The sequence below is a fragment of the Weissella viridescens genome (genome assembly GCF_014789145.1).
GTDB classification, from domain to species: Bacteria; Bacillota; Bacilli; order Lactobacillales; family Lactobacillaceae; genus Weissella; species Weissella viridescens.
In genome coordinates, this window is sequence record NZ_CP061835.1 from 451,305 (window position 1) to 474,634 (window position 23,330).

The 23,330-nt window shown below is 41.5% G+C and carries 22 protein-coding genes and 1 other annotated feature; all 22 genes read left to right on the forward strand.

The features are described from left to right. Positions 1 to 16: 16 nt before the first annotated feature. The 22 genes from pstC (at position 17) to IE337_RS02300 (ending at position 23,320) form a co-directional block, all read left to right on the forward strand. Positions 17 to 934 carry a phosphate ABC transporter permease subunit PstC gene (gene pstC, locus IE337_RS02195; protein WP_072152616.1) on the forward strand — a complete coding sequence of 306 codons (918 nt, stop codon included), beginning with the start codon at positions 17 to 19 and terminating at the stop codon, positions 932 to 934. A gap of 2 nt (positions 935 to 936) precedes the next feature. After that, complete coding sequence (gene pstA / locus IE337_RS02200; RefSeq protein WP_057745773.1) at positions 937 to 1,827, forward strand: phosphate ABC transporter permease PstA; 891 nt, start codon at positions 937 to 939, stop codon at positions 1,825 to 1,827. A 14-nt stretch (positions 1,828 to 1,841) separates the two neighbouring features. Continuing rightward, a complete protein-coding gene (gene pstB / locus IE337_RS02205) occupies positions 1,842 to 2,669 on the forward strand; it encodes a phosphate ABC transporter ATP-binding protein PstB (protein ID WP_057745776.1) in 828 nt (275 codons plus the stop codon). Positions 2,670 to 2,680: 11 nt separating this feature from the next. Beyond that, positions 2,681 to 3,439 (forward strand): phosphate ABC transporter ATP-binding protein PstB, encoded by a 759-nt coding sequence (gene pstB, locus IE337_RS02210; protein ID WP_057745779.1) that lies wholly within the window; start codon positions 2,681 to 2,683, stop codon positions 3,437 to 3,439. Between the two features lie 56 nt (positions 3,440 to 3,495). Further along, a complete protein-coding gene (gene phoU, locus IE337_RS02215) occupies positions 3,496 to 4,170 on the forward strand; it encodes a phosphate signaling complex protein PhoU (RefSeq protein ID WP_112468512.1) in 675 nt (224 codons plus the stop codon). 62 nt (positions 4,171 to 4,232) lie between these two features. After that, positions 4,233 to 5,042, forward strand: a complete 810-nt coding sequence (locus IE337_RS02220; protein WP_191136636.1) for a regulatory protein RecX — start codon at positions 4,233 to 4,235, stop codon at positions 5,040 to 5,042. A 76-nt stretch (positions 5,043 to 5,118) separates the two neighbouring features. Then, the gene (gene ntdP, locus IE337_RS02225; RefSeq protein WP_057745788.1) at positions 5,119 to 5,664 is read left to right on the forward strand and encodes a nucleoside tri-diphosphate phosphatase; all 546 of its coding nucleotides are present in this window, start codon (positions 5,119 to 5,121) and stop codon (positions 5,662 to 5,664) included. A 105-nt stretch (positions 5,665 to 5,769) separates the two neighbouring features. Continuing rightward, entirely contained in the window at positions 5,770 to 6,357 is a 588-nt protein-coding gene (locus IE337_RS02230; protein WP_191136637.1) for a hypothetical protein, read from the forward strand. A 121-nt stretch (positions 6,358 to 6,478) separates the two neighbouring features. Next, positions 6,479 to 8,050, forward strand: coding sequence for a peptide chain release factor 3 (locus IE337_RS02235; protein WP_191136638.1), 1,572 nt, complete (start codon positions 6,479 to 6,481; stop codon positions 8,048 to 8,050). Beyond that, positions 8,050 to 8,241 carry a hypothetical protein gene (locus IE337_RS02240; RefSeq protein ID WP_191136639.1) on the forward strand — a complete coding sequence of 64 codons (192 nt, stop codon included), beginning with the start codon at positions 8,050 to 8,052 and terminating at the stop codon, positions 8,239 to 8,241. The genes IE337_RS02235 and IE337_RS02240 overlap by 1 nt, the downstream gene beginning before the upstream one ends. A gap of 84 nt (positions 8,242 to 8,325) precedes the next feature. Next, the gene (locus IE337_RS02245) at positions 8,326 to 8,766 is read left to right on the forward strand and encodes a YueI family protein (RefSeq protein WP_191136640.1); all 441 of its coding nucleotides are present in this window, start codon (positions 8,326 to 8,328) and stop codon (positions 8,764 to 8,766) included. A 24-nt stretch (positions 8,767 to 8,790) separates the two neighbouring features. After that, positions 8,791 to 10,077 (forward strand): replication-associated recombination protein A, encoded by a 1,287-nt coding sequence (locus IE337_RS02250; protein ID WP_191136641.1) that lies wholly within the window; start codon positions 8,791 to 8,793, stop codon positions 10,075 to 10,077. Positions 10,078 to 10,373: 296 nt separating this feature from the next. Further along, positions 10,374 to 10,652 carry a hypothetical protein gene (locus tag IE337_RS02255; RefSeq protein ID WP_191136642.1) on the forward strand — a complete coding sequence of 93 codons (279 nt, stop codon included), beginning with the start codon at positions 10,374 to 10,376 and terminating at the stop codon, positions 10,650 to 10,652. 71 nt (positions 10,653 to 10,723) lie between these two features. Continuing rightward, positions 10,724 to 11,182 (forward strand): universal stress protein, encoded by a 459-nt coding sequence (locus IE337_RS02260; RefSeq protein ID WP_191136643.1) that lies wholly within the window; start codon positions 10,724 to 10,726, stop codon positions 11,180 to 11,182. Between the two features lie 109 nt (positions 11,183 to 11,291). After that, positions 11,292 to 12,149, forward strand: a complete 858-nt coding sequence (locus tag IE337_RS02265; protein WP_191136644.1) for a hypothetical protein — start codon at positions 11,292 to 11,294, stop codon at positions 12,147 to 12,149. An 81-nt stretch (positions 12,150 to 12,230) separates the two neighbouring features. Then, positions 12,231 to 12,848, forward strand: coding sequence for a LysE/ArgO family amino acid transporter (locus IE337_RS02270; RefSeq protein WP_057745814.1), 618 nt, complete (start codon positions 12,231 to 12,233; stop codon positions 12,846 to 12,848). 36 nt (positions 12,849 to 12,884) lie between these two features. After that, positions 12,885 to 13,094 (forward strand) — a binding site (T-box leader). Between the two features lie 68 nt (positions 13,095 to 13,162). After that, positions 13,163 to 15,838, forward strand: coding sequence for a valine--tRNA ligase (locus IE337_RS02275; RefSeq protein WP_191136645.1), 2,676 nt, complete (start codon positions 13,163 to 13,165; stop codon positions 15,836 to 15,838). Positions 15,839 to 15,957: 119 nt separating this feature from the next. Continuing rightward, positions 15,958 to 17,295: a bifunctional folylpolyglutamate synthase/dihydrofolate synthase gene (locus IE337_RS02280; RefSeq protein ID WP_191136646.1), complete on the forward strand. Its 1,338-nt coding sequence runs from the start codon at positions 15,958 to 15,960 to the stop codon at positions 17,293 to 17,295. Further along, complete coding sequence (locus IE337_RS02285) at positions 17,273 to 19,216, forward strand: ABC-F family ATP-binding cassette domain-containing protein (protein ID WP_191136647.1); 1,944 nt, start codon at positions 17,273 to 17,275, stop codon at positions 19,214 to 19,216. The genes IE337_RS02280 and IE337_RS02285 overlap by 23 nt, the downstream gene beginning before the upstream one ends. 155 nt (positions 19,217 to 19,371) lie before the next feature. Next, the gene (locus IE337_RS02290; protein WP_057745827.1) at positions 19,372 to 19,647 is read left to right on the forward strand and encodes a co-chaperone GroES; all 276 of its coding nucleotides are present in this window, start codon (positions 19,372 to 19,374) and stop codon (positions 19,645 to 19,647) included. A 63-nt stretch (positions 19,648 to 19,710) separates the two neighbouring features. Next, a complete protein-coding gene (groL, locus tag IE337_RS02295; protein WP_057745829.1) occupies positions 19,711 to 21,333 on the forward strand; it encodes a chaperonin GroEL in 1,623 nt (540 codons plus the stop codon). A 154-nt stretch (positions 21,334 to 21,487) separates the two neighbouring features. Beyond that, positions 21,488 to 23,320 (forward strand): APC family permease, encoded by a 1,833-nt coding sequence (locus tag IE337_RS02300; RefSeq protein ID WP_191136648.1) that lies wholly within the window; start codon positions 21,488 to 21,490, stop codon positions 23,318 to 23,320. Positions 23,321 to 23,330: the final 10 nt, after the last annotated feature.

Consider the following 23,330-nt stretch of genomic DNA (forward strand, 5'->3'; position numbering starts at 1 on the left):
AAAGGAGCACAGAAACATGGATGAAATCCGTGAGTCATTATTAAAGAAATCAAAGGCATCACGAAAAGATCAATTTGGACGTGTTATTTCATTTTCAGCACTAGCCTTGATCGTCGTCGTCGTGATTTCAATTTTCTATTTTGTGGCATCGAAGGGGTTAGCAACGTTCTTTACGGATCACGTTAACCTATGGAGCTTTTTGACCGGTTCAGAATGGTCACCAAGCCAAGTTGATGCGCATGGTAAGCCAATGGTTGGGGCTGCCCCAATGATCGTTGGATCATTTTTGGTTACATTATTAGCAGCCTTGATTGCAACACCTTTTGCAATTGGAACAGCTGTCTTCATGACTGAAATCTCACCTAAGCGTGGTGCTAAGATTTTGGGACCAGTTACGGAATTGTTGGTTGGAATTCCATCAGTTGTGTATGGATTTATTGGGTTGTCAGTCATTGTGCCATTTATGCGAGCTGTCTTTGGCGGATCAGGATTTGGAATTTTATCAGGGGCCATGGTGCTCTTTGTTATGATCCTACCAACTGTAACGTCAATGACTGTTGATACATTACGCGCTGTGCCACGTCACTATCGTGAATCAGCTTTGGCCCTTGGTGCCACGCGTTGGCAAATGATTTATAAGGTGATTTTGCGTGGTGCAACACCTGGAATCTTGACGGCATCCGTCTTTGGAATGGCGCGTGCTTTCGGTGAAGCCTTAGCCGTACAAATGGTCATTGGAAATGCGGCGTTGATGCCACATAACTTAACATCTCCAGCTTCAACCCTTACATCAGTTCTAACGCAAGGTATTGGAAACACGGTTATGGGATCACTCGAAAATAATGCGCTTTGGAGTTTAGCGCTCATCCTATTGTTGATGTCACTTGTCTTTAATTTGGCAATTCGTGCAATTGCTAAGAAGGGAGCCATGTAATTATGAATGCGAAAACAGTTGATAAGATTGCAACGGCTGTCCTTTATGCGATTGCTGGAATTGTCATTTTGATTCTTGCCGCTCTGCTCGGCTATATCTTAATTCAAGGGGTGCCACATTTGTCTTGGCACTTCCTGACTGCACCTGCTTCAGCCTTTACAGCTGGGGGAGGAATTGGAATTCAATTATTTAATTCCCTTTATCTACTATTAATTACGATGTTGCTTTCATTCCCGATTGCACTTGGGGCTGGAATTTATTTGAATGAATACGCCAACCCTAAGAGTAAGATTACAGGGATTGTGCGTATGACAATCGAGATTTTGTCATCATTGCCATCTGTTGTGGTTGGTTTGTTTGGTTTCTTGTTGTTCGTTGTGCAATTCAAACTTGGTTTTTCAATTTTGTCAGGAGCCATTGCATTGACTTTCTTCAACTTGCCACTTTTGACACGTTCAATCGAAGATGCCTTGGCAACTGTACCAAACTTACAACGTGAAGCAGGAGCTGCTCTTGGACTGTCACGTTGGGAAACTGTAGGACACATTATTTTACCTGCAGCTTTGCCTTCAATTGTTACTGGGGTAGTCTTGTCAGCTGGACGTGTGTTCGGTGAAGCTGCGGCTTTGATCTATACGGCCGGACAATCAGCGCCAGCACTTAACTTTGGTGATTGGAACCCATTTAATGTTTCAAGTCCTTTGAACATCATGCGTCCTGCCGAAACTTTGGCAGTGCACATTTGGAAGATCAATTCAGAAGGAATTATGCCGGATGCTGCTGCTGTATCAGCCGGGGCATCAGCTGTTTTGATTATTGTGGTCTTACTCTTTAACTTCTTAGCACGTTACTTGAGTAGCTATTTGTACAAGCGCTTGACTTCAACGAAATAAGGAAGGAACCTAGCATGACAGAGAATAATGTGTCAGGTCTAAATTTTGATGCCGAGCAACCAACTCGCAACATTTATAAAATGGGGGACAATCAAGAAATTGCCCTTTCGACCGAAGATTTAAAAGTATATTACGGTGATAAATTAGCTTTGCAAGATGCTGATTTACAATTTGAACGCTTTAAGATTACCTCATTAATTGGAGCGTCTGGTTCTGGTAAGTCAACGTTCTTGCGTTCATTGAACCGAATGAACGATGGTGTTGCCAATGTTGAAGGTAACATTATGTATCGGGGCCTTGATATCAATTCAAAAGATATTGATGTTTATGAAATGCGTAAGCACATCGGAATGGTATTCCAACGTCCAAATCCATTTGCGAAATCAGTTCGCGAGAATATTACGTTTGCTTTGAAGCAACATGGTATCCGTGATAAAGATGTTTTGGATGAACGAGTTGAAACATCTCTACGTCAAGCTGCCTTATGGGATGAAGTTAAAGATGACCTTGATAAGTCAGCCTTGGCTTTGTCAGGTGGACAAGCACAGCGTCTGGTCATTGCGCGCGCGATTGCGATGCAACCAGACATTCTATTGTTGGATGAACCAGCATCTGCTTTGGATCCGATTTCTTCAGCTAAGGTTGAAGATACCTTGTTGGAATTAAAGGATAAGTACACAATTATTATTGTGACGCACAACATGCAACAAGCGGCACGTATTTCTGATTACACAGCGTTCTTCCACCTTGGAAAAGTTGTTGAATATGATGAAACACGTAAAATCTTTACGCGTCCTAAAGTGCAGTTAACGATTGATTACGTTAACGGTAACTTCGGCTAGGGGTAATAAACATGACAGATAAGATTTTAACTACAGAAAATGTTCATCTCTACTACGGAGAAAAAGAAGCATTGCACGGCATTAACTTGGACTATGACCAATATGGGATTACGGCGTTAATTGGACCTTCTGGTTCAGGTAAGTCGACTTACCTACGGGCTTTGAATCGGATGCATGATTTACAAGACAATGTAACTGTTAATGGAACATTTATGTTTAAGGGGCATGATATCTATGCACCTGATACAGATACAGTGGCGCTTCGTAAAGACATTGGCATGGTTTTTCAACAGCCTAATCCTTTTCCTTTTTCTATCTATGATAATGTTGCCTTTGGGCTTCGTATTTCAGGTGAAAACAACAAAGCAGTGATTGACGAGAAGGTTGAAACATCATTAAAGCAAGCAGCCGTTTGGGATGAAGTCAAAGATACATTGCACAAGTCTGCTTTGTCACTTTCTGGTGGACAACAACAGCGTGTGTCAATTGCCCGTGCTTTGGCAACCGCACCTGAAATCTTGCTTTTGGACGAACCGACCGCTGCTTTGGATCCTGTGTCATCACACAAGGTTGAAAATACGTTGATGACGCTTCGTGATCAATACACGATGATTATCGTGACTCACTCGATGTCACAGGCATCACGTATTTCAGATCGTACAGCATTCTTTATGAGTGGTGATTTGATTGAAGTTGATTCAACCAAGCAGATGTTCTTAAACCCATCGGAAGAAAAAACTCAAGATTATATTTCAGGACGCTTTGGATAAACGCGATGTAAACTGTTGTATAATAGATTTAGTAAACCAGAAAGAGGTGATATGTGATGCGTCGAATGTTTGATGAAGAACTTGCTGATTTAGATACGTCTTTTAAAGAGATGGGACTTTTGGTCTCAGAGACTCTTGAAAAGTCTGTTAAAGCTTTTTTGAATCATGATCGTGAAGCCGCGCAAGAAATCATTGATGGTGATAAAGCCATTAATGAACGTGAAATTGCGATTGAAAAGAAAAGTTTTGAAATGATTGCTTTGTACCAACCCGTGACAACTGATTTGCGTGAAATTGTAACGATTTTGAAGGCAGTGTCAGTTTTGGAACGTATTGGTGATAATGCACGAAACATTGCAATTTCAACAATTCACATGAAGGGGAACAAGCGTGTTCCAGCCATTGAAGAATTAATTGGTCGTGAAGGAACGGAAGTTGCTAAGATGGTTCGTGAAGTATTGGATTACTACGTTAACAATGATGTCAGCGGAACTGAGAAAATTTCAGCAGAAGCCCAACAAGTTAGCAAGGATACCAATGAAATTCGGACACAATCAATTAAAGCCATGGAAGATGATTCTGAAATCGTCGAAACGGCTACTGACTACATTGTGGTGGGAGGATATCTCAAGCGTACAGCAGACTACGTGAGTGATATCGCCGAATGGATTATCTACAAGCGTACAGGTAAGATTGTTGAATTGAACCCAGGTACGTCTTCATATCTATAATGTTATAATAAAAACACTTGGCGTTTAGCTAAGTGTTTTTATTTTGGGAAAGGAGGGTGCTGATGCCAGTTGTTACAAAAGTCACGCAACAAAAACGACCGGGCCGCTATAATATTTATCTTGATGATGAGTTTGCTATCGCAGTTGATGAGAACATTTTGATTCGATTTGATCTCTTTAAAGGTACCGAGGTTTCAGATACCATGCTGGCCGAAGTTCAAGCAGCTGAATATGAACAAAAAGCTTATGCGACAGGTTTGTTATATGCGACTGGGCAATTACGGTCACGTTATCAAGTCTATTTAAAACTCCGTGAAAAGGAATTCCCAATTGATGTCATTAATCATGCTTTAGATCGTTTAGAAAAGGCACATGTCTTGGATGACCGACAGTTTGCTAGTACTTATTTGGCAAGTGTGAGTCATAGTGGTAAGTTGGGCCGTAAAGGCGCCCTACAAAAGTTAAAAGAGTGGGGGATATCGGATGATATTGTTCAAGATGTCGCCGATGAATATGACGATAGTGATGAATTAGAACATTTAGATGAGCTAGTTGCGAAACTGATGCATAAGTATCAACGACAAGCTCATCGAATGGCGGAACAAAAGGTCATGCAAAATCTTTTGCAAAAAGGTTTTGCCAGTCGTAACATTCAACAAGCGTTACACCATTATGTTTTAGAAAATGACACAGCTGATGAACCAGACCAGGAATGGGAGAATTTAAGTCGTGACGGTGAAAAAGCCTTCCAGCGCTACCATCAGTACACTGGTTGGGATTTGGAACGACGCGTAAAGGGATACTTAGCGCGACGTGGTTACACCTTTGATTTAATCAATCGGTTTGTTGATGACTATCAAAAAAATATTTAAGGATTTTGTCTAATCTCATGGTGGACCGTGGTACAATATAATAGGAATTAGGTGAGAGACTGTGAGGGCTTGAAGCATGAAAGATGGTCGGTTGCCTCGTGAAGGGGAATTCATAACGATCAAAAGTTACAAGCATGATGGCAGCTTACACCGAACTTGGCGTGACACGATGGTGTTAAAAACAAGTGAAAACGAATTGATTGGTTTAAATGATCACACGGTTGTGATCGAAGATGATGGGCGCCGCTGGGTAACCCGCGAACCTGCAATTGTGTATTTTCACAAAAAATATTGGTTTAATATTGTCGCGATGTTACGCGAAAACGGTGTGTCCTATTATTGCAATTTGGCATCGCCATTTGTTTTAGATAAAGAAGCATTGAAGTATATTGATTATGACCTCGATGTCAAAGTCTTTCCAGACGGTGAACGCCGCCTGTTAGATACAGATGAATATGAACAACACCGTGCAAAATGGCATTATTCGGCAGAAACGGATTTTGTTTTAAAAGAGCATGTCAAAGTGTTAGTTGATTGGATTCAAAATGAACGAGGACCCTTTTCAAGAGCCTATGTGGACTTATGGTACCGACGCTATTTGGAAATAAGACGGCGTAACTAATCGTTATGAAAAATGTGGTGATGAGCCACATTTTTTATTTTGCTATCTTGTTGCGGTTATGGTTAACTATTTATATAAAGTTGTTCAAATTTGGAGGGTCTGATTATGCGGAAATTCATTGTTGCGTTAGTTGCTATCCTTGCCATGATTGGTGTGGGTGTTTTCAGTTATCAATATGTTCAAAATAAAAATTATGATGAAACCATTAAAGCTGCCCAAAAAGCTGTAAAAGCACAAGATTGGCGAAAAGCAGAGACCGATTATAAACAAGCCCAATCAATCAAAATGACTCCAGAAACGCGGACGGCAGAAACGCAATTAAGTCATGCGATTAAGGCCCAAGATGCGGTCGATGATGAAAATTGGCATTTAGCGCAATCACAATATCGTACCGCTTTAGAGGTTGACGATGGTTTGACTAACATCAATTCTGCTATACAAGAAGCCTTGAATGAGGTTAACCGTAAAAATGAGGCCGCCGAGAAGGCGAGCCAAGCATCGGCAGCTCAAGCATCAGCTGCCGATGCTGCCTCAGAAAGTGCAGCTCGCGAAAGTTATGCAGCTCAAGATCGGGCTGAATCAATCGCTAAAAAGCAAGCCAGTGAGGCAGCTGCAAAGGCGAAGGCACATTCAAAGTCACACACAGATACGAAAACGAGCCATACCAGTTCAACAAGTCATTCAGACCAATAATTTAAGTAAATAAATGTCCAATTAAAGCCGAGGTTGTTGAACCAAGGCTTTTTTTTCGGTATACTAAATTATTAAGTTATTTAAGAAATGATAAATAAAGTAAAGATTAAGGGTATAAACTATGGCATCTTTTGAAGAAGAATTAAAAAATCGCCGGACGTTCGCCATTATTTCTCACCCCGACGCAGGTAAGACAACGATTACTGAGCAAATGCTTTTGCTTGGTGGGGTTGTTCGCGAAGCGGGAACGGTCAAAGGCCGTAAGGGAAATTTTGCAAAGTCTGACTGGATGGAAATTGAACAAAAACGTGGTATTTCGGTGACGTCATCGGTATTGCAATTTGATTTTCAAGGTAAGCGCATTAACATTCTGGACACACCAGGACACGAAGATTTCTCAGAAGATACCTATCGTACATTGATGGCCGTCGACTCAGTTATCATGGTAATTGACTCTGCTAAAGGAATTGAGCCACAGACGAAGAAGTTATTTGAAATTGTTAAAGAACGTCATATTCCAATTTTTACGTTCTTCAATAAGTTGGACCGTGATGGGCGACCACCACTCGATTTGGTTGATGAATTGGAATCAACATTGGGGATTGACGCCTATCCAATGAACTGGCCAATCGGTTCAGGTCAAATTCTATCTGGGTTATTTGATATGTATCATAACCGCGTGGAGGTCTATCATCCCGAAGAAGGTGAAGAACGTTTCTTGCCGTTGAATGCGGAAGGAACGGACTTAGCCACTGAAAATAAAATTCAACTTGCGCCAGCATGGGATGAAACCCAAGAAGAAGTTGAGATGTTAAAGGATGCTGGAAATACTTTTGATGAAAACAAAGTATTGAAGGGTGAATTAACCCCGGTATTCTTTGGGTCTGCCTTGACGAATTTTGGGGTGGAGACATTTTTGGAGACATACATGCAGTATGCACCAGCGCCTTCAAGTAAGAAGACTGTTGATGATAAAGAAGTTGAACCGGATGATCCACAATTCTCTGGTTTCGTCTTTAAAATTCAAGCGAATATGAATCCAAATCACCGTGATCGTATTGCTTTCGTACGATGTGTATCAGGAGAATTCCAACGTGGTATGGATGTCACTTTAGCCCGTACCGGGAAAAAGTTACGCCTTTCAAATGTGACTGAATTTATGGCTGATTCACGTGAAAATGTCGATACAGCTGTACCGGGTGATATTATTGGATTGTATGATACTGGGAATTTCCAAATTGGTGATACGATTTACGCAGGTAAGAAGAAGGTTGAATTTGAAGAATTGCCTACCTTCACTCCTGAATTATTTATGCATGTACATGCTAAGAATGTGTTGAAGCAAAAGTCATTCCACAAGGGAGTCACACAACTGGTGCAAGAAGGAACTATCCAAATGTATACAGCTTGGGATTCAGGTGACTACATTTTGGGTGCTGTTGGTTCTTTGCAGTTTGAAGTGTTCCAATTCCGAATGGAAAATGAATACAATACTGAAGTTGTACTAGAACCAATGGGTTCAAAGATTGCCCGTTGGATTAATCCGGAACAACTTGATCCTAAAATGGCTTCATCACGAAACTTGTTGGTGCGTGACCGAAATGAACAGCCAGTCTTTCTTTTTGAAAACCAATTTGCGGAACGCTGGTTTAAGGATAAGTATCCTGATGTAGAATTGGAGGCGAAGCTCTAATGATTTCGGCCGCCGTTCTTTCAGCAGTTGAAATTTTTGCTGCTATTATGATTTTGCCAACCATCATTTATTTTTTGGGACATCATTTCACACGTCCTTTTCCAAAAGTCTTTAATGCCTTACACCTGATGTTTGGTGGTTATATGGCTTCAGTATTCACCGCAGCGCTTGTCGTTTTGGTTATTAGCTAAAAACTCGGGTGCAAGCTTGCTTGCCCCGTTTTTTTGTCTGTATATCAATGTTAGAATAGAGCACACAACCTAAAGGAGATGATTATGACTGAAATTGATCCGCATTTACAAAATGCCATGTATGGTACGCCAGAAGTGAACCCAGATGAACAACATCACTACCTAGGGACGTTCAAAGAACGGGTTTATAAAACGCAGCGAATGGAAACGATTGGCGAAGACCGTTATTTAAAGGCATGGGGTGAAGAATTTGAACATCACCCAGATGGTGTTCTGTTATTAAACGGTCGTTTAGACGCTGATGCAACCATGCCGTACATGCAATTAGCGAAGCAGGACGGTATTAATTTTAGACTGGTAAATGATCCAACGATGACAAAGACCGATTTAGGGGTTGTCTTCACCGCCGATCATGCAGTTAATACAAAACAACTAGCAATTGAGGATGTTCAGATTGACAACACAACATCAACAGTTAAAAACGAACCAACTAAACAAAGCTGGCTGAAAAAATTATTCTCTTAAAAAAATTTAAGGAGGCGAAGCGTGATGCAAAAACCATTAGCATATCGGATGCGTCCCAAAAATATAGATGAAGTAGTGGGGCAAGAAGCCTTGTTGGGACCTGGAAAGATCATTCGGCGCATGGTTGACGCAAAAATGCTGTCGTCCATGATTTTATATGGACCGCCGGGCACTGGAAAGACTAGTATTGCAAGTGCGATTGCGGGGTCAACTCAGTATGCCTTTCGGACTTTGAATGCGGCAACTGACTCAAAAAAGGGTTTACAACAGGTTGTTGATGAAGCCAAAATGAGTGGAACGGTAGTGCTGTTGCTGGACGAAATTCATCGGCTTGATAAAACAAAGCAAGACTTTTTGTTGCCACATTTAGAAAGTGGTGAAATTGTCTTAATTGGTGCGACCACTGAAAATCCCTATTTATCGATTAATCCGGCGATTCGCTCTAGAACACAAATTTTTGAAGTGCAACCGTTGGATCCAGCTGACATTCGGACGGCTTTGGAACGAGCATTGGTTGACAAGCAAAATGGGCTTGGTAATTTTAATGCACAGGTGACTGAAGAAGCGATGACGCACTTAATGCATGTGACCAATGGTGACTTAAGGGCAGCCTTGAACGCCTTGGAATTGGCAGTTAAGTCAACACAACCCAATGCGGATGGAGTTGTGAAAATCGATTTAGACATTATTCAAGAAACTGCCCAACAAGGTAGTTTGGTGGTGGATAAAGATGGTGATGCACACTACGATGTGATTTCAGCTTTGCAGAAATCAATTCGTGGTAGTGATACAGATGCAGCTTTGCATTATTTAGGACGCCTTATTTTAGCAGGAGATTTACCAAGTATTGTGCGTCGATTACAGGTGATTGCATATGAAGACATTGGTCTAGCCAATCCTGCCGTTGTCGAGCGGGCGGTCACGGCCATTCATGCTGCTGAAAAACTTGGTTTTCCTGAAGCCCGTATCCCATTAGCTAATGCTGTTATCGAACTGGCTTTATCACCTAAATCAAATTCTGCGATGACAGCTATTGACGCCGCTATGCAGGATATTCAATCTGGGCGAACAGGGGATGTTCCTAAACATCTTAAAGACGCACATTACAAGGGCGCTAAAGAGCTTGGCAATGGTGTTGCGTATTTATATCCACATAACTATCAAAACGATTGGGTGGCGCAACAATACCTACCTGATTCACTCCAAAATAAAGCATATTTCAACGCTGACGGGAATTCGAATGTTGAACAGGCCTACATTACCCAATATCAAAAGTTAAAAGCTGCGCAAAAAACGGGTTTAGAAAAATAAGTACGTGAAATTTTAGCTCGACGAGCGTATAATATAAAATATCGTAAATTCCTTGAACATACGCGTGATTCAATTATCTAAAGTTGCTTTACAAATTTTCGAATGGGGATGTCGGGAAGCCGGCGGGGCATGCCAACCAATGCTGTTGGAAGTCGTTAACGCTGACTTATTCACCCACCCTTGCCATCGAAGCCATCTTAGACGAATCATCTAACGGTGTTATACAAGTGTTTACGCTCCGCTGTACCATTAATTTGTGCAGTGGAGTTTTTTTATAAAATGAAAAGAGTAGAATAATGGCAATTATAATTTTGTATGTGATGTTTTTGATGATTTTAGGATTTATCGCGGCATATCTTTGGCTGAACCGGAATAATGTGTTTGGACTGGATATGGCGCAATCACGGCGCTTAACTAAATGGACAGTACCATTTTTAGTTGTTGATATTATCTTTACCGCGGGGACACTATGGATTAAAGGACCAGATAACTTTCTACCGGTCATTGGGTTGATTGTAGGTGGCTTGGTATTGCCGGTTATTGGGCTAATCATTGTGCAAGAGACGTTTGATTGATTGTAAAGCGCTTACATAAGGCGTATACTGTAGGTATAGTCAAGTTGATAACTATCACGGAGGAAGAGCAAATGAATGAAGCATATGAAAGTATTTTGGTACCAGTAGATGGTTCAGCTGAATCTGAGGCTGCTTTGGATCGAGGAATTGCCATTGCCTTACAAAATGGCGAAAAGACGCGATTGCATATTTTACATGTGCTTGACACGCGCTCATTCCAAAATATTAGTGATTTTCAATCAGCAATGTATGATCAGGTTGCAGAAACAGCCCGTAAGACTTTAGATGAGTATCTTGAGAAGGCTAAGACTGCGGGGGTCCAACGCGTTGATTATAGCATTGAATATGGTGCAGCAAAGACGATGATTGCAGAAACAGCTCCTAAGAAATTTGGTTCAGATTTGATTGTCATTGGTGCGACCGGACTCAATGCTGTTGAACGACTATTGATTGGTTCGGTAACGGAGTACGTGGTACGTTCTGCCAAAGTTGATACTTTGATTGCCCGCATTCCAATGCAAAAAGATTAAACGAATACGCGTAAGAGGGACGGCTGATAGCCATCCCTTTTTTTTTACGGTTTTCACGTAAAAACGTGTATAATGAAAATATATATATTAAGATCAATGGAGTCCAACGATGAGCAGAAATGAAACGAATGCGAATTTAATCGCGTCAACCTTAACGAATAGTTTGGGAACTACGGTAATTGGGCATGTTAATGAACCTAATTTAACGATTCAATTGACTTTGCCCACTGGGGTGGTTGAAACACTCAACGTGGATGCAAACGGTGATTTCCTTTATAAGGTGAAGGATGTAACTGATGGGGAGCAACTTTTAGTCCAAGCGGTTAATGCAACTGATGTTGTGGCAGAAGTAATCGTGACGGTTGATATGCCTGCGCCGGTTGTAACGGGCGTTATTGCGACACGTGACGGAAAGCGAACACTTGAAGGCCGCGTTAATCAACCGGGTACAACCGTTAAGATGCAGCTAATGGGAGAAGACATTGAGGTCGTTGTTGATGATAATCAAGAGTTTGAGATGCCGATTCCAGCTGATGTCTTATCAGAACAGATTCAGTTAAGTTGTTACAATGAGCAGACACACAAAGGTAGTCAAAGTACCGTGAGTCTCGGAGTTACGTCAAAGACGCAACCAGTACCCATTTTGACCGATGAGATGATTGATGAGTATCGCGCCAATAAGCAAGATGGGGCAACGCCGGCAAATCAACAATCAGAAAATATAACTGCGCATAACTCAGTGGGCACAACGCCGGTAGATGAATTTACACCAATCACTCGTGAAACTGGGGAGATTGCTTTTGAAGATTTGGATGATACTGCGGAAACGACGAATGATCCGTTGATTGATCAATCATTTATGGAGCAAGTCCAACATGGATCGGATCAAACGGTCCAGTCTCGTTCAGAGCAGCCTGCTAAACGTGGGGTGTTTGGCCGATTGTTTGGGAAACTATTTGGTCACTAATATGAATATAATGGCAATTTTTAACAAGTTTTTGCTAAAAATTGTTTTTTTTATGATTTGAAAGAAGGGTAGGTTTTTGAAATGTCAGCATTACTAAGTGGCATGCTTCTAGGGTTTGCTTTTATCGCCCCTATTGGTATGCAAAATTTATATGTGTTTAATAACGCAGTTAACAATACGTTACAACGGGCCATGTTATATGTGCTTTTTGTTTGGTTAGCGGATTCATCATTCTCCATTGTCGCCTATTTTGGGATGGGGGCGATTATCAATTCAAATGATCTCCTTAAATTAATTGTCATGATTTTAGGGGGCGCATTAGTTATCTATATTGGTTGGACAATTTTACGTTCAGCTAATCAGGTTAGCTTAGATGCAAGTGGTAACAAACTATCAATGGGCAAAGCATTTGCAACAGCCTTTATTGTGACTTGGGCGAATCCCCAAGCATTGGTAGATGGAAGTTTGATGTTGGGAGCAACTCGCGCAAAACTGCCAGATGCTGATGTTTGGCCGTTTATTATTGGTGTCTTGATTGCGACAGCGCTTTGGTTCACAATTGTGACTGTAGTAGTCAATCGTTTAAAGAACCGTTTGTCAAAACGTGCTTTTGTGATTGTCAATGTTGTTTCAGGGCTAATTATGCTTGGTTATGGACTCTACTTCCTATACGGCGCAGTACAAATGATTATGGGTTAAGGCTTGCTTTCAATAGGTAAAACCAGTAAAATAAGCAACATAGCAATGCACTAGAGAGTAGAATGAAGATTGTTATCAAGCGAGTGTGAAATGGTGAGAGCACACAAACAATCTTCATTTGAAGGTAACTATGTGGGCTTTGTGACTGAAATCTAGTAGGTCACAACGTGATAAACGCGTTAAGTTTTTAATGAGATAGGGGCAACCCTAAATCAGGTGGTACCGCGAATGCAACTCGTCCTGATCACATCAATAGATGTGGTTGGGACTTTTTTAATTGCTTAAAAAATAAAATGTACAAAAAGGAGTATTTTATGCGAGATATTGATATGCCTGGTAAATACGACTCAGATGCTGTGGAAGCTGGTCGTTATGATAAGTGGCGCGAAGAAGGGCGTTTTCAACCTTCTGGAAATGAAAAGGCACGTCCTTATTCAATCGTGATTCCACCTCCTAATGTGACGGGTAAGTTACACTTGGGCCACTCATGGGATGTTACGTTACAAGATATTTTGATTCGTCAAAAGCGTATGCAAGGTTTTGATACTGTTTGGGTTCCTGGAATGGACCACGCTGGTATTGCGACCCAAGCGAAGGTTGAACAACGTTTGGCTGAAGAAGGTATCTCAAAGTACGACTTGGGACGTGAAAAGTTCGTCGAACAAGTTTGGGATTGGAAAAACGAATATGCTGAAACTATCCATGAACAGTGGAAGAAAATGGGAATTTCAGTTGATTACAGTCGTGAACGTTTCACGCTAGATGAAGGTTTGTCAGAAGCGGTTCGCAAGGTTTTCGTTGATCTCTATAATAAAGACCTGATTTATCGTGGTGAATACATTATTAATTGGGATCCAAAGGCACGCACTGCCTTGTCAGACATCGAAGTGATTCATGAAGATGATGAAGGTGCTTTCTACCATGTTAAGTATCCATTCGTTGATGAAAACGATCGTTTTGATGGTAAAGATTACATTGAAATCGCAACAACTCGTCCTGAAACGATGTTCGGGGATGTGGCAGTTGCGGTTCACCCAAGTGATGAACGTTATAAGGAATTAGTCGGAAAGAAAGTTCGCGTGCCATTGGTTGATCGTGAAATTCCAATTATCGCTGACGAATATGTTGATCCTGAATTTGGGTCAGGAATGGTGAAAATTACACCCGCACATGATCCAAATGATTTTGCAGTTGGAAATCGTCATGATTTGGAACGCATCAACACAATGAATGAAGATGCTTCAATGAACGAAAACGCGGGTAAGTATAACGGGATGGATCGTTTTGAAGCGCGTGAAGCAATGGTCAGTGACTTGCGTGCTGGAGACTACATGCTTAAAATCGAACCAATTGTGCACGCGGTTGGTCATTCTGAGCGTACTGGTGTGCAAGTTGAGTCACGTCTTTCAACGCAATGGTTCGTTAAAATGGAGCCATTGGCTAAACAAGCATTGGCTATGCAAGATGACCCTGATGACAAGGTTACCTTCAATCCATCACGTTTTGAAGGAACTTATGAACGTTGGATGGAAAACATTCACGATTGGGTTATCTCACGTCAATTGTGGTGGGGACACCAAATTCCTGCTTGGTACAATAAGCAAACTGGCGAGATTTATGTTGGAATGGAAGCGCCAAAGGATGCTGAGAATTGGGAACAAGATACCGATGTATTAGATACATGGTTCTCATCTGCGTTGTGGCCATTTTCAACGATGGGTTGGCCTGATACAGATGCGCATGATTACAAGCGTTATTTCCCAACTGATACACTTGTAACGGGATATGACATTATTCCGTTCTGGGTTTCACGTATGATTTTCCAATCAAAGGAATTCACAGGCAAGCGTCCATTCAAGAACGTTTTGATTCACGGTTTGATTCGTGATGAGGAAGGTCGCAAGATGTCAAAGTCATTGGGTAATGGAATTGATCCAATGGATGTGATTGATAAGTATGGTGTAGATGCCTTGCGTTGGTTCTTGGCAACTGGTTCAACACCTGGACAAGATATGCGTTTCTCTTATACAAAGATGGATGCTGCTTGGAACTTCATTAACAAAATTTGGAATGCATCACGTTATGTCATTATGAATTTGGATGAAGACACTAAGCCGGAATTACCAACTGATCTTTCAACATTGTCATTAGCTGATCGCTGGATTTTGTCACGTTTGAATAAGACGGTTGACTCGGTTCTCAAGAACTTTGATAAGTTTGAATTCGGTGAAGCGGGTCGTGCACTTTACAACTTCATTTGGGATGACTTTGCCGATTGGTATATTGAAATGACCAAGGAAACATTGAACGGGTCTGACGAAGCAGCTAAGCAAACTGTTCAATCAGTTTTGGCTTATGTATTGGATCAAGTGTTGCGTCTGTTGCACCCAATTATGCCATTCGTAACTGAAGAAATTTACTTGGACATGCCAGTTCACACATTTGATACCATTATGGTTGCTGATTTCCCTGAAGTGCATGCTGAATTGGATGATGCTGTTGCGGAAACTGATTTCCAAAGTTTGGTAGATTTGATTACAGCAGTACGTTCAATTCGAACTGAAGCAAATGCACCAATGTCAACAACTGTCGATGTGATGATCAAGACTGACGATGCCAACCTACAACGTATTTTCCAAGAGAATGCAGATTATATTAATCGTTTTGTTAAGCCAAAGGAACTAACCATTGGTGCGGATGTGGATGCGCCAACTTTGGCTATGACCAAAGCGATTTCTGGAGCACAGGTCTTTGTGCCGTTGGAAGAATTGATTGATATTGATGATGAAATTGCACGTCTTAAGGATGATGCCAAGAAATTTGCTGGTGAAGTAAAGCGTAGTTCAGGCAAGTTGTCAAACGATAAGTTTGTGAACTCAGCCCCTGAAAACGTGGTAAATGCCGAACGTGAGAAACTAGCTGATTGGGAAGATAAGTTAGCATCAACAAATGCACGCTTAGCTGAACTTGAAGCGGCAAAAAATGCCTAAACGCTAAAACTAATTGGACTTCGGTCTGATTAGTTTTTTTGTCTTTTGAGACATGTAGGCGCAAAGGCGTTTTCATGGTACGATAAGAGTATTAAAAATGGTTAGGATGGTGTGGCACAGTGGTGAAAATTGAAGATGCAAGTGACGCAATTGCGTATATTCACGGTCGCCATAAGTGGCAAAAAACGCCTTCGTTTGAGCGAATTAATCGCTTGCTAGACGCATTAGACCATCCGGAAAAAATGAATCGGTATATTCATATCACCGGAACAAACGGCAAGGGATCAACAAGTAAAATGATTGCGGAAATCCTACGAACGGCGGGGTTGCAAGTAGGGATGTTTTCGTCGCCCTTCATCGAGCGATTTAATGAGCGGATTCAAGACAACAACGGTTTGATCAGTGATGCAGATTTGACGAAAGCTGTGCAAAATGTGGCGCCGATTACAGAGCGGCTCGATCAAGAACTAACTGGTGGACCAACAGAATTTGAGACCCTAACGGCAGTCATGTTTGTCTATTTTGCGCAACATCCTGTAGATGTTGTGGTGTTAGAAGTTGGGGTTGGCGGTATGTGGGATACGACCGAAGTCATTCCAGATAAACTTGCGGCAGTTATTACTAATGTGGGCTTTGATCATATGAAAGTGTTAGGGAACAGCCTTGCTGAAATTGCGGAACAAAAAGCCGGTATTATTCAAGCGCATCGCCCGGTTATTCTGGGCCCGTTAGCAGATAGTGCGCGACGTGTGATTGTTAACAAAGCTCAGTCAGTGGGGGCACCAGTTTTAGCGTATGGGGATGCCTTTTCAACTGTTTCAGAAACTAAAAATCAACAATTTGGAGAAACGTTTGATTTTGTGGAAGCGCGTTCGATTAGACATCTAGAGCTTGCGTTAACAGGTGACTATCAACAGGTGAATGCTAGTCTTGCCATTGAAACGGTTTTGGCTGTTGCTCCGGATTTGGGCATTAAAGTGTCGGACAATATCATTCGGGCTGCTTTAAAGAAATTAACGTGGCCGGCGCGTTTTGAAAAAATTGCTGAACACCCATTGACCATTATCGATGGCGCTCATAATCCGCAAGGCGTGGCAGCGTTAAAGCAGACGTTGTCTGAACGTTTTGCATCGGAACCAATCAATTTGATTGTGGGGATTTTAGCTGATAAACATTTTGATGAGATGTTAGGGATGTTGGCGAGCTTGCCGAATGTAACCATCTATGTGGCCCACTTCGATGCGCCACATCAGCGTCAAGATATTGATGCCCACAATATTAGCGTTCCCGGAATTGAGGTGACATACGTGAATGATTGGTATGGTCTATATCAAAAATTAGTCCCAGCCGGACAGCCGATTATATTTACGGGATCTCTGTACTTTGTCTCAGAGGTTCGAGCAAAAATTAAGTCAAATGAATTAGGTGAAATAGATGATAATTTTACAAGCAAGTGATGTTGCACGTCGCTTTAGCGGTGTGACGTTTTTTGAACACATTTCAATGCAAGTTGGTGATAAGGCCCGGATTGGGTTGGTTGGTCGAAACGGAGCAGGAAAATCAACGTTATTGAAGATGTTGATTGGTGAAACGCAGCCTGATGAGGGTGAAGTTTCAATGAAAAAAGGTATTAAATTGGCGTATTTAGCTCAAAATTCGGGGTTAGATTCAGATTTGTCTGTTTACAACGAAATGCTAACGGCTTTTGATGACGTCATTAAACTTGAAGAACACATGCGTGAGATGGAAACAGAAATGGCGGCGACGGAGGATTATGAGAGCGAAGCTTATCAAAAACTCTTAGCTGAATATGACCAAGCACAACATGATTTTGATCAAAAAAATGGTTATGCGTATGATGCCACTATTCGCGGTGTCCTTCATGGATTTGGATTTGATGAATCATTCTATGACCGTAAGGTATCGATGCTATCTGGTGGGCAACGAACGCGCTTAGCGATTGCTAAGCAGCTTTTGGAGACGCCGGACTTATTGATTTTGGACGAGCCGACGAATCATTTGGATATGGAAACATTAGCTTGGCTTGAACAATATTTACAAAATTATCGGGGAGCATTGCTAATTGTTTCCCACGATCGTTACTTCCTGGATCGCGTGGTGAATGAAATTTATGATATGCATTCAGGGGTTTTGGATCATTACAAGGGTAATTACAGCCAATTTATGAAAGAAAAAGAGGCTAAAATTTTATCTGAAGAAAAGGCCTACGAAAAGCAACAAGGTGAAATTGCGAAGTTAGAAGATTTCGTTGCGCGTAATATTGTCCGAGCATCCACGACGAAACGGGCACAATCACGTCGTAAGCAATTGGATCGTATGCAAAAGATTGAACCGCCCAAAAATGAATCTGGTGTAGCTCACATTACGTTTGAGGCTAAAGAAGAGTCAGGAAATGAAGTTCTCCGGGTTGATGACGTTAAGTTAGGTTATGATCCAACAACAATTTTAGCTGATCCAGTAAATATTTCAGTTGATAAGCAACATGCGGTCGCCTTAGTCGGACCAAACGGAGTTGGAAAATCAACGTTAATTAAGACGATTTTGGGGAAGTTGCCAATTATTAGTGGCGATATCAAATTAGGTGCCAATGTCACGGTAGGTTACTATGATCAAGAGCAACAAACACTTGATCCAAAGAAAACGGTTTTGAACACAATTTGGGATGACCATCCTTTGATGCCTGAAAAGGATGTTCGATCAATTTTGGGGTCATTTATGTTTAGTGGTGAGTCGGTTGATAAAAAAGTGTCAGCCTTATCCGGTGGTGAGCGTGCGCGGTTATTGTTAACCAAATTATCAATGGAACAAGCCAATTTCTTAATCCTTGATGAGCCAACCAATCATTTGGATATTGATTCACGAGAGGTTCTTGAAACTGCTTTGAATGAATATAATGGAACCATTTTCTTTGTTTCCCATGATCGTTACTTTATTAATGAAGTGGCCTCGGAAATTGTTGAACTCACACCAACTGGAACTAATTTCTTTGATGGCGACTATGATTATTATCTTGAAAAGCGGGTTGATCCAGCTACTTTGGCAGAGGCTGAGGCTGAAGCAAAAACAGTCGCCGTGAAGCCAGAGGATACACCTAAAAGCAGTAGTCTTGATCATAAGGCCCGGCAAAAGGAGCTGCGGAAGTTACAGCGCGCCCTTGATGATGTCGAAAACCAAATGGCGCAACAAGAAGATGCCAAAGCTGCGGTTAGTGAGCAATTAAATGACCCAGATATTGGCACGGATATTCCTAAATTGACGGACCTGTCAAATCAAGCACAAGCGATTGAAGATAAGTTAGCAGAACTAGAAGAACGATGGACTGATTTGTCTTATCAAATCGAAGAATTAAATGCCTAATGACGAAACTGGAAATTCCTAAAAGAATTTCCAGTTTTTTTATGAATACGGTTGCTTTTTTAAGTGAGTGTGCTAATATAGATAGTGTTGGTTAGCACTTAAGTACAAAGAGTGCTAAAAATAAATAAACAAATTTGTTTGGAGGTTACTAGATTATGATTAAGCCTTTAGGAGATCGTGTCGTATTGCAAGTTGAGGCAGAGCCAGAACAAAGTGTTGGTGGTATCTACATTGCTTCTAATGCGCAAGAAAAGTCAGTAAAAGGAATCGTTGTTGCTGTTTCAGAGCAATCAATTGGTGAATTGACTGCGCCCCAAGCGGTTAAAGTTGGTGATGAAGTGATTTTTGATAAGTACGCTGGATCAGAACTTTCAGTTGATGGTCAAGATTATCTTGTTCTTCACGAGAAAGACCTTGTTGCCATTGTTTAAAATAAACAATAAAAAAATTAAGTTAAAAGATTAAAATTAATAGATTAATAGAGGTGAATACTTATGGCAAAAGATATTAAGTTTTCAGAAGATGCACGTTCAAAGATGCAAGCTGGTGTTGACCAACTTGCTGATACAGTAAAGACGACAATTGGACCAAAGGGTCGTAATGTTGTGATTGAAGAAGGCTACGGAGCACCTACTATTACAAACGATGGTGTTACAATCGCCAAGTCAGTTGAACTTGAAGATCACTTTGAAAACATGGGTGCAAAGCTTGTTTCTGAAGTCGCTTCAAAGACTAATGACATTGCTGGTGATGGAACGACTACTGCAACTGTGCTAACCCAAGCTATTGTTAATGAGGGTATGAAGAACGTCACCGCTGGTGCTAACCCAGTTGGCGTTCGTCGCGGAATTGAAAAGGCGACAGAGGCTGCCGTTTCAGCTTTGCACGACATGTCAAAGACAGTATCAACTAAGGATGAAGTAGCACAAATTGCTTCAATCTCTGCTGCAAACGAAGAAGTTGGTAGTTTGATTGCTGATGCTATGGATAAGGTTGGTAACGACGGTGTTATCACGATTGAAGAGTCTAAGGGAATCGATACAACTTTGGATGTCGTTGAAGGAATGCAATTTGATCGTGGTTACATGTCACAATACATGGTCACTGATGAAAACAAGATGGAAGCTTCATTGGACAATCCTTACATCTTGATTACTGACAAGAAGATTGCCAACATTCAAGACATTTTGCCTTTGCTACAAGGTGTCGTTGAGCAAGGTCGTTCATTGTTGATTATCGCTGATGATATTACTGGTGAGGCTTTGCCAACGCTTGTTTTGAACAAGATGCGTGGAACCTTTAATGTTGTTGCGGTTAAGGCGCCTGGCTTCGGTGATCGTCGTAAGGAACAATTACAAGATATTGCGATCCTAACCGGTGGAACAGTTATTACAGATGATTTAGGTTTGAACTTGAAGGATGCAACAATTGCACAACTTGGACAAGCTGCTAAGGTTACTGTAACTAAGGATTCAACAACCATTGTTGAAGGAGCTGGATCAAAGGAAGCTTTGACTGAACGTGTTGACCTTCTTAAGAAGCAAATCTCAGAGACAACATCTGACTTTGATCGTGAGAAGTTGCAAGAACGTCTTGCTAAGTTGGCAGGTGGTGTTGCTGTCATCAACGTTGGTGCTGCTACTGAAACTGAATTGAAGGAACGTAAGTACCGAATCGAAGATGCTTTGAACGCAACCCGTGCCGCTGTTGAAGAAGGTTTCGTTGCTGGTGGTGGAACTGCATTGGTAAATGCAATCCCTGCTGTGGCAGCCCTTTCTGAAGAAGGGGACGTACAAACAGGTATCAATATCGTAAAGCGTGCCCTTGAAGAGCCAGTACGTCAAATTGCTGAAAATGCCGGAGTTGAAGGTTCAGTTGTGGTTAACCAATTGAAGGAACAAGCTCAAGGTACTGGTTACAATGCCGCCACTGGTGAGTGGGTAGATATGATTGATGCTGGTATTGTTGACCCAACTAAGGTAACCCGTTCTGCTTTGCAAAATGCCGCCTCAGTTTCAGCTTTGTTGTTGACAACTGAAGCTGTTGTCGCTGAGCAACCACATGATGATGCACCTGCCGCACCAGCTGCACAACCTGGTATGGGTGGAATGATGTAATTTAAATACCCTTGTGTATTTCATTAAAACGTTACGTAATTTTACGTAGCGTTTTTTTGTTTAAAAATAAAAAAACCAAGCATAGACAAGTGACGTCGATAGCACTACAATAGCCAGTGTTAAGAAAATAAAGGATAGGAATAGGAAAGAGAATATGTGGCGTTTTGTGAAGCGTTTATTGATTGGTAAACCATTGAGGACACTTGATGAGGGCTCTCAACAATTGACGCGAACGAAAGCATTGGCGTTGTTATCTTCGGATGCACTTTCATCAGTGGCATACGGAACGGAGCAAATTACAACAGCATTACTCGCTGCTGGAACCGTTGCCCTATGGTGGCAACTCCCAATTGCTGGACTAGTGATCATTTTATTAGCAGCGATAGTCCTATCATACCGTCAAATTATTAAGGCGTACCCCGGTGGTGGAGGTGCCTATGTGGTAACCTCGCAAAATTGGGGACGAAAAGCTGGTTTGGTGGCCGGTGGTTCCTTGTTGGTTGATTATATGTTGACCGTCGCCGTTTCGGTGGCGTCAGGAACTGAAGCGATTACTTCCGCCGTCCCGGCTGTACGGCCGTATTCAGTGGTCATTGCAGTGTTGATGATTTTGTTGCTGATGGCAATTAACTTGCGTGGGGTTCGTGAATCGGCAGGCTTTTTGACCGTTCCAGTTTACTTTTTCATTGTGATGATGTTGCTGTTGATTGGCTTTGGATTTTTTAATATCGTAACGGGTCGCACTGCTTACCATGCTACTGCGGCAGTAGGTACCAGTTTTGCTGGTGCTACACCACTTTTGTTTATGTTGGCTTTCTCGAGTGGATCGTCATCATTGACTGGAGTTGAAGCAATTTCAAATGCGGTGCCTAATTTTAAAAAGCCAAAAGCAAAAAATGCTGCTGCAACTTTGGGAATCATGGCTTTGATTTTGGGGCTGTTCTTTGGTGGCATTACGTTCATGTCATACTGGTTCGGCGTTATTCCTACTGCGCATGTAATGGTACTTTCGCAAATTGGCGAAATGGCGTTCGGGCACGGTTTGCTTTTCTATGTATTTCAAGTATCGACGGCGATGATTTTAGCGGTTGCGGCAAACACAGGTTTCTCTGCCTTTCCACAACTGGCCTATAACTTGGCAAAAGATAAATTCATGCCTCATATTTACTTGGATAAGGGTGATCGTCTGAGCTATTCAAATGGGATTATGTCGTTAGCGATTGGTGCTGTTTTACTTGTTATTATTTTTAACGGGTCAACCGAACGATTGATTCCATTGTATGCGATTGGCGTTTTCGTTCCTTTCACATTGTCTCAATCAGGTATGATTAAGCATTGGCTTAGTCATCGTGAGGGGCATTGGCAAGGGAAAATTGCGATTAATTTTGTTGGTGCCACAATTTCTGCAATTTTAGTTGTTTCGTTGATGGTGTTACATTTTGGCTCAGTTTGGCCATATTTCATCATTATGCCAATATTAATCAAACTGTTTTTGAAGATTAACCAGCATTATCGTTTGGTTGCCAAGCAGTTGCGGATTATTTCTGAGCAACCGGTCAAACGCCATGCCTATACTGGATCAACGGTGATTGTGATGGTCTCAAATCTAACGCGTGTGACTGCGGAAGCGGTTGACTACGCAAAGTCAATTGGTGATTTAGTGATTGCGATGCATGTTTCCTTTGACTCTCACCCTGAAAAAGAACACAAACTAAGTGAAGAATTTAAAAAAGAATTCCCGGATATTCGTTATGTTGATATTCACTCTTCATATCGTTCGATTACTGAACCGGCAGTACGCTTTGTAGATGAAATTACAAAGGGTGCGGAAGAACGTAATCATTCGGTGACGATTTTGATTCCACGATTTGTGCCAAAGCATTCATGGCAAAATGCCTTGCATAATCAAAATAGTATTCGGTTACACAATGCACTAGCTAATCGAAATGTGATTGTTTCAATGTATTATTACCATCTAAAGGAATAACTTCTGGGCT

Coding starts and splice junctions, on each gene's coding strand:
- IE337_RS02245 (WP_191136640.1), top strand. CDS start 8,326: ATGACTGAAATTGATCCGCATTTACAAAATGCCATGTATGGTACGCCA.
- pstA (WP_057745773.1), top strand. CDS start 937: ATGAATGCGAAAACAGTTGATAAGATTGCAACGGCTGTCCTTTATGCG.
- IE337_RS02260 (WP_191136643.1), top strand. CDS start 10,724: ATGAATGAAGCATATGAAAGTATTTTGGTACCAGTAGATGGTTCAGCT.
- IE337_RS02255 (WP_191136642.1), top strand. CDS start 10,374: ATGGCAATTATAATTTTGTATGTGATGTTTTTGATGATTTTAGGATTT.
- IE337_RS02235 (WP_191136638.1), top strand. CDS start 6,479: ATGGCATCTTTTGAAGAAGAATTAAAAAATCGCCGGACGTTCGCCATT.
- IE337_RS02265 (WP_191136644.1), top strand. CDS start 11,292: ATGAGCAGAAATGAAACGAATGCGAATTTAATCGCGTCAACCTTAACG.
- ntdP (WP_057745788.1), top strand. CDS start 5,119: ATGAAAGATGGTCGGTTGCCTCGTGAAGGGGAATTCATAACGATCAAA.
- groL (WP_057745829.1), top strand. CDS start 19,711: ATGGCAAAAGATATTAAGTTTTCAGAAGATGCACGTTCAAAGATGCAA.
- phoU (WP_112468512.1), top strand. CDS start 3,496: ATGCGTCGAATGTTTGATGAAGAACTTGCTGATTTAGATACGTCTTTT.
- pstB (WP_057745779.1), top strand. CDS start 2,681: ATGACAGATAAGATTTTAACTACAGAAAATGTTCATCTCTACTACGGA.
- pstC (WP_072152616.1), top strand. CDS start 17: ATGGATGAAATCCGTGAGTCATTATTAAAGAAATCAAAGGCATCACGA.
- IE337_RS02250 (WP_191136641.1), top strand. CDS start 8,791: ATGCAAAAACCATTAGCATATCGGATGCGTCCCAAAAATATAGATGAA.
- IE337_RS02290 (WP_057745827.1), top strand. CDS start 19,372: ATGATTAAGCCTTTAGGAGATCGTGTCGTATTGCAAGTTGAGGCAGAG.
- IE337_RS02240 (WP_191136639.1), top strand. CDS start 8,050: ATGATTTCGGCCGCCGTTCTTTCAGCAGTTGAAATTTTTGCTGCTATT.
- pstB (WP_057745776.1), top strand. CDS start 1,842: ATGACAGAGAATAATGTGTCAGGTCTAAATTTTGATGCCGAGCAACCA.
- IE337_RS02270 (WP_057745814.1), top strand. CDS start 12,231: ATGTCAGCATTACTAAGTGGCATGCTTCTAGGGTTTGCTTTTATCGCC.
- IE337_RS02300 (WP_191136648.1), top strand. CDS start 21,488: ATGTGGCGTTTTGTGAAGCGTTTATTGATTGGTAAACCATTGAGGACA.
- IE337_RS02275 (WP_191136645.1), top strand. CDS start 13,163: ATGCGAGATATTGATATGCCTGGTAAATACGACTCAGATGCTGTGGAA.
- IE337_RS02220 (WP_191136636.1), top strand. CDS start 4,233: ATGCCAGTTGTTACAAAAGTCACGCAACAAAAACGACCGGGCCGCTAT.
- IE337_RS02285 (WP_191136647.1), top strand. CDS start 17,273: ATGATAATTTTACAAGCAAGTGATGTTGCACGTCGCTTTAGCGGTGTG.
- IE337_RS02230 (WP_191136637.1), top strand. CDS start 5,770: ATGCGGAAATTCATTGTTGCGTTAGTTGCTATCCTTGCCATGATTGGT.